General features: G+C 38.8%; 6 protein-coding genes. 2 read left to right on the top strand and 4 right to left on the bottom strand.

The genetic code is table 11. The annotated features are described in order from the left end of the window. Positions 1 to 1,054 precede the first annotated feature (1,054 nt). Together queD and BLQ87_RS32985 are read left to right on the top strand one after the other, a co-directional pair. The gene (queD, locus tag BLQ87_RS32990) at positions 1,055 to 1,408 is read left to right on the top strand and encodes a 6-carboxytetrahydropterin synthase QueD (protein ID WP_074613151.1); all 354 of its coding nucleotides are present in this window, start codon (positions 1,055 to 1,057) and stop codon (positions 1,406 to 1,408) included. Continuing rightward, positions 1,398 to 2,432: a COX15/CtaA family protein gene (locus BLQ87_RS32985; protein WP_074613150.1), complete on the top strand. Its 1,035-nt coding sequence runs from the start codon at positions 1,398 to 1,400 to the stop codon at positions 2,430 to 2,432. Before queD ends, BLQ87_RS32985 begins: the two co-directional genes overlap by 11 nt. A 240-nt stretch (positions 2,433 to 2,672) precedes the next feature. On the opposite strand, the gene tsf is transcribed toward BLQ87_RS32985, so the two are convergent. The 4 genes from tsf to rplM all read right to left on the bottom strand — a co-directional run bounded on the left by tsf (position 2,673) and on the right by rplM (position 5,303). Continuing rightward, complete coding sequence (tsf, locus tag BLQ87_RS32980; RefSeq protein WP_074613149.1) at positions 2,673 to 3,512, bottom strand: translation elongation factor Ts; 840 nt, start codon at positions 3,510 to 3,512, stop codon at positions 2,673 to 2,675. A gap of 100 nt (positions 3,513 to 3,612) precedes the next feature. Continuing rightward, a complete protein-coding gene (rpsB, locus tag BLQ87_RS32975; protein WP_069378173.1) occupies positions 3,613 to 4,437 on the bottom strand; it encodes a 30S ribosomal protein S2 in 825 nt (274 codons plus the stop codon). A 19-nt stretch (positions 4,438 to 4,456) separates the two neighbouring features. After that, entirely contained in the window at positions 4,457 to 4,843 is a 387-nt protein-coding gene (gene rpsI / locus BLQ87_RS32970; RefSeq protein ID WP_069378174.1) for a 30S ribosomal protein S9, read from the bottom strand. Between the two features lie 16 nt (positions 4,844 to 4,859). Then, the gene (gene rplM, locus BLQ87_RS32965; protein ID WP_073237599.1) at positions 4,860 to 5,303 is read right to left on the bottom strand and encodes a 50S ribosomal protein L13; all 444 of its coding nucleotides are present in this window, start codon (positions 5,301 to 5,303) and stop codon (positions 4,860 to 4,862) included. Positions 5,304 to 5,769 lie beyond the last annotated feature (466 nt).

Genomic DNA, 5,769 nt, shown 5'->3' with positions numbered 1-5,769 from the left:
TTCTGACTTGAAAAAATAGCTTTGGTTTTCATGTACTTTGAAACGGTACTATCTTACCTCGCTACGCTATAAATGACATCTCTTTAATGAACTTTTCGAATCTCCTCGCGGTTCTTCTTTTATGTTGCAATCTGCTTTCCTCTGTTTCTTCCTGGTCTTAATGTTCCTGGCTTCAGTTTCGGCTTTCCGATCGTTTCAGTCTTTTTGTTTCTGTTATCAAACTCCGTTTGGTAACCCCCGTTTTTGTTGGGACTGCAAAGGTAGAAATCTTTTTGTTATTGTCAAGCTTTTTCTCAAACTTTTTTACTTTGTCTTATTTGGTGATTAAACCGGTCAAAACAACTTCTGACTTATCTCTACTGCAATCTTTCAAATCCTTCTCTCTCTATCAATCTCAATCTTTCTCTTCCTCCGAAGCGGGATGCAAAAGTAGGAAAATTTAACCGTTCTCAAAACAATTCAACCATTATAATTGCACCACACTCCTAACTGCATGATTTACAAGAAGAAAAACTCAACACTACCTTAATGTAAATTCTACGCCAAGGCAAACTCACTGAAAAAGACTTACAAAATCAAAGCAAATGATGGATCAATGACCTGCATACATATCATCCATACTACAGATAAGTACAGAAAGATCGATCTATCAAGCTGCACTTAAAACTAAATATCGATCAGCAAGGCGATCACACTCTTCAATTTTTCTCAAAGAATCTTTCAAACAACAGAAAAACCAGCACCAAGTCCCCGATCCAATTTATCACAATCCCGAACACAGCCTTCATAGCCATACTGCAACCCAGGACCTAGTTCTTTAATTTATGACTCGACGACCAATGTATTTGATCCGCATTATATCTAATATATACCTATCATATTCGATTCCCCTGGCAGAACTCCAACAATTCAAAGCCTCCCAATGTCACAGCAATAACCAGATGAAGAACAACATCCTCCCAATAGCAACAATGACTCCTATTATTTCAAATAATGATCATGGTCATTTATTATCCTGACATCAAACCGGAGATTTGATCATTATATACATCAAATGATTATCTATAAAACTTTCAGTTTTGATTCTGCACATTATCTACCCCGGGTTCCTGCCGGGCACAAATGCGGAGGAATGCACGGGCATACCTATACACTTAAAGTATTTATTAGTGGAGTTCCGGAACCACATTCCGGATGGATCTTAGACTATACCGATCTAAAAAAAGGGATCAGCCCTCTGATCGACATGCTCGACCATAAAACCCTGAATGATATTCCCGGACTGGAAAATCCAACCAGCGAACAAGTCAGCATATGGCTATGGGATAAAATCAAACCCGTATTTCCAGGCCTGATTAGAATCGAATTGAATGAGACCCCCAGTTCAGGTGTGATATATGAAGGGTAATACCAACAAACCCATTGCCATCTGGCTATATTTTGGTGCATTCACCATTTTCCTGCAAATTATTCTCGGAGGGATTACCAGATTAAGTGGTTCCGGTCTATCTATTACGGAGTGGAAACCGCTGATGGGCTTCCTCCCTCCTTTAAATGAAAACGATTGGCAGCTAAGTTTTGATAAATATAAACAGATTGCTCAGTTTCATGTCGTCAATGCTCATTTCTCACTGGAGGATTATAAATCTATCTATTTCTGGGAATGGTTTCATCGGAATTGGGCACGGTTTATTGGGCTGGGCTTCATTTTTCCATTTTTCTATTTCGCCATAAAAAGAAAAATGAACTTCAAACTGCGTGCTCAGATTTTTGTGTTGTTTTTATTGGGCCTATTGCAAGCCGTCATAGGATGGCTCATGGTACAAAGTGGTCTTAATGATACAGACATCAGTGTAAGCCACATCAGGCTCGCCATACACTTCGTCGCTGCTGTAATTCTATTGTGCTATACACTTTGGCTTGCTTTTACTTTAAGTCTCAATCACATCAAGATGAGACACCGGCTGAGGTTTAGCAAATTAAACATCGCTATTCTAGCCGTACTTTTTATGCAGCTCATTTATGGGGCATTTATGGCGGGAACGCACGCTGCACTTGCCGCTCCCACATGGCCAGATATGAATGGATTCGTCATCCCGACTGAATTACAGAACCACCCCAATACCCTTTCCTATTTAACAGGAAATTTATTGGCCATTCAATTTATCCACCGCTCCCTTGCCTATGTCATTTGCCTGCTCGTCCTGGTCCTTTACCTAAGGAGCGTTTCCTGGAAAATTAACTCCCTGCTCTCTTATATCAGACTATTTCCACTGCTGCTTGTGGGGATTCAGGTGATTTCAGGGATTATGGCCTTATTGAAAAGCATCGGACCTCATTATTCTGCTTTTGCGTTGTTTCACCAGTTTACCGGAATCCTGCTGACCGTTTCCCTTTTATTGTTGTTATTTTTAAACCTAAAAAAGAACTAGTCAAAGCGCATCCAGCGTTCCGGATTACCCAATAAACCCGCAATTCTTTTATAGACAGTTTACCTGAAAGACAGACAGGGGGATCAAACATCCCAGATCAAAACCCACTCCCTAATTCCAGGCAACAGCCTGCACGCTAAAACCAGAGCAGACCAGGAAACCTGGCCTGCTCAAAAAATCAGGCACAAAAAAAATAGGATGCCTTTTGGACATCCTATTTTTTTATCTATTAAAGAAGGATTAAGCTCCTAATTGTACACGTTTGAATGCAGTAACAGTTAAACCGTTAGCAGTATCATTTAAGAATTTACGAACGTCTTTAGAAGAATCTTTAACGAATTCCTGGTTTAATAAAGTACTGTCTTTGTAGAATTTATTCAATTTACCAGCAGCAATTTTTTCTACCATTTCTTCAGGCTTACCTTCAGCACGGATTTGTTCTTTAGCGATTTCAGTTTCACGCTCGATAGTAGTTGAATCTACGTCAGCTTTATCTAAAGCTACCGGGTTCATTGCAGCGATTTGCATAGCTACATCTTTACCAGCTTCATCAACACCTGCAACATCCTGGTTTAAAGCAACCAATACACCTAAACGGTAGTTACCGTGGATGTAAGGAACAACTTTTTCACCTGAAACAGTTTCGAATTTAGAGATACCGATTTTTTCGCCGATTTTACCAGTGTTTTCGATGATGATATCAGAAACTTTCTGACCATCAATTTCTAAAGATAAAAGCTCTTCTAATGAAGCAGGGTTTTTATCGATAGCAAGATCAGTGAATTTGTTAGCTAAAGCTACGAAATCAGCATTTTTAGCAACGAAGTCAGTTTCGCAGTTTAATTCAACAACAACACCACGTTTACCGTCTGCTGTAGCTTTAGCGATAACAACACCTTCGTTAGAATCACGGTCCTGACGTGAAGCTGCTACTTTAGCACCTTTTTTACGTAAGTAATCAACCGCTGCTTCAAAATCACCGTTAGTTTCAATTAGTGCTTTTTTGCAATCCATCATACCTGAACCGGTTTGCTGGCGTAATTTGTTTACATCTGCTGCAGAAATTTGTACTGTAGACATCTTATTTCTTTTTTAAGTTTTTATTAAAAAATTATGGGTTGTATAGTGTTTGTTGTTAGGAAAACCTGCAACGCACAACATACAACCCACATTAAATTATTTAAGCTTCTTCGCTAGTACCTTCTTCAGTATCAGCATTTACTTTTTTTCTTCTTGCACCAGGAGCAGCAGCTTCAGGAGCATCAGCAGCAGCTTTAGCAGCTACAGCTTCTTTTTCAGTTTCTTCGTCTTTCTCACGTTTGCGCTCATCTAAACCTTCTTCGATCGCTTTGATGATAACATCAGTGATTAAAGAGATAGATTTAGTAGCATCATCATTCGCAGGAATTGGGAAATCGATGTTAGAAGGATCAGAGTTAGTATCAACCATTGCAAATGTTGGAATGTTTAATTTCAACGCTTCGCTAACAGCGATGTGCTCTTTTTTAACGTCAATTAAAAAGATAGCAGCCGGTAAACGGTTTAGATCCGCGATACCACCTAATAAGCTTTCCAATTTAATACGCTCACGTTGGATCATTAAACGCTCTTTCTTAGAAAGGATCGAATAAGTACCATCTTTAGTCATCTTATCGATGTTAGACATCTTTTTGATTGACTTGCGAACAGTAGCAAAGTTAGTTAACATACCACCTAACCAACGCTCAGTTACGAAAGGCATGTTTACTTTTTTTGCTTGATCAGCAACGATTTCTTTAGCTTGTTTCTTAGTAGCTACGAAAAGAATCTTACGACCAGATTTAACGATCTGTTTGATTGCTGAAGCAGCTTCTTCAGTTTTAGTTAAAGTTTTATTTAAATCTATGATGTGGATTCCATTGCGCTCCATGAAAATGTAAGGCGCCATTTTTGGGTTCCATTTACGGGTAAGGTGACCGAAGTGTACACCTGCATCCAATAAGTCTTGATATGTAGTTCTTGCCATTGTGTTTGTCTCCTTAAGATTAACGTTTACTGAATTGGAATTTCTTACGTGCTTTCTTACGTCCTGGTTTCTTACGTTCAACCATACGCATATCACGGGTCATTAACCCTTTAGCGCGTAATGCTGGTTTTTTCTCAGCATCCAATTCCACAATAGCTTTAGCAATAGCTAAACGAACTGCTTCTGCCTGACCTTTGATACCACCACCAGCTACATTTACGTTTACATCATACTGACCTGTCAATTCAGAAACTTCGAATGACTGGTTTACAATGTATTGTAAAGGCAATGTTGGGAAATATACTTTATGGTCTTTACCGTTTACGGTAATTGTGCCGTTGCCTTCTTTTAAATAGATGCGTGCAACAGCAGTTTTTCTTCTTCCTGAAGTGTTAGTAACTGACATTTCTTTCTTCCTTTAATTAAAGTGTAATGGTTGTTGGTGATTGTGCTGCATGAGGATGCTCTGTACCTGCATAAACATATAAGTTGGTGTATAATTTTGCACCAAGTTTAGTTTTAGGTAACATACCACGTACCGCTTTCTCGATAACACGCTTAGGATGTTTCGCCATTAACTCTTTAGGAGAAATGAAACGCTGACCACCTGGGTAACCAGTGTAAGAAATATAGCGTTTGTCGCTGAATTTATTTCCTGTCAATTTAACCTTGTCTGCATTAATAACGATAACGTTATCACCGCAGTCTACGTGTGGGGTATACTCAGGCTTGTTTTTACCACGGATGATCATAGCGATCTTCGATGACAAGCGCCCCAAAATCTCGCCTTGTGCATCAACAACAACCCACTGTTTGTTAACAGTTTTTGCATTGGCAGAGACAGTTTTGTAACTTAACGTATTCACTTGCTTGTATTTAATTTGTTAAACAATTATTTATTCACCCTTAAATTTAGGGACTGCAAAGATAGATAGAAATATTTAAATCTCAAACAGTTGACACGATATTATTTGTTTATTTAACATCCGCATAAAATACAATCCGAATTCAGACCTCAAAAAATTCTCCCTAACCGCAGGTCAAATCCAGAACAAATTGCAGCGGAACATCATCTTTATCCAATTTTTTTTATTCGCCATGGCCCCAAAATAACGGTGTACGTATCTGGTAGGAATAGGGCAAACTTTGGCAAGTTTTTATGTAAAGCTGTATCAGGAATAAACCGTGAAATGTCAGCTGCTGAGACGGATAAAATTCAGCTTCGGGACAGTTTCGGGACAGCTTGTCGATTCCTAAAAAGGCTATACACAAAAACAGTGTATGGAACTAACAGAAACAGAATTTATCATTTCAAAAAACAGGGGTAAAGGT

The sequence above is a fragment of the Pedobacter steynii genome, assembly GCF_900103665.1.
Classification (GTDB): domain Bacteria; phylum Bacteroidota; class Bacteroidia; order Sphingobacteriales; family Sphingobacteriaceae; genus Pedobacter; species Pedobacter steynii.
The sequence above is the reverse complement of the archived record's forward strand: the minus strand, read 5'-3'. Positions and strand labels throughout refer to the sequence as shown.

What these genes read in the sequence shown, in the direction of transcription:
- BLQ87_RS32985 (WP_074613150.1), top strand. Translation starts at nt 1,398, where the DNA reads ATGAAGGGTAATACCAACAAACCCATTGCCATCTGGCTATATTTTGGT.
- tsf (WP_074613149.1), bottom strand. Translation starts at nt 3,512, where the DNA reads ATGTCTACAGTACAAATTTCTGCAGCAGATGTAAACAAATTACGCCAG.
- queD (WP_074613151.1), top strand. Translation starts at nt 1,055, where the DNA reads ATGATTATCTATAAAACTTTCAGTTTTGATTCTGCACATTATCTACCC.
- rpsB (WP_069378173.1), bottom strand. Translation starts at nt 4,437, where the DNA reads ATGGCAAGAACTACATATCAAGACTTATTGGATGCAGGTGTACACTTC.
- rpsI (WP_069378174.1), bottom strand. Translation starts at nt 4,843, where the DNA reads ATGTCAGTTACTAACACTTCAGGAAGAAGAAAAACTGCTGTTGCACGC.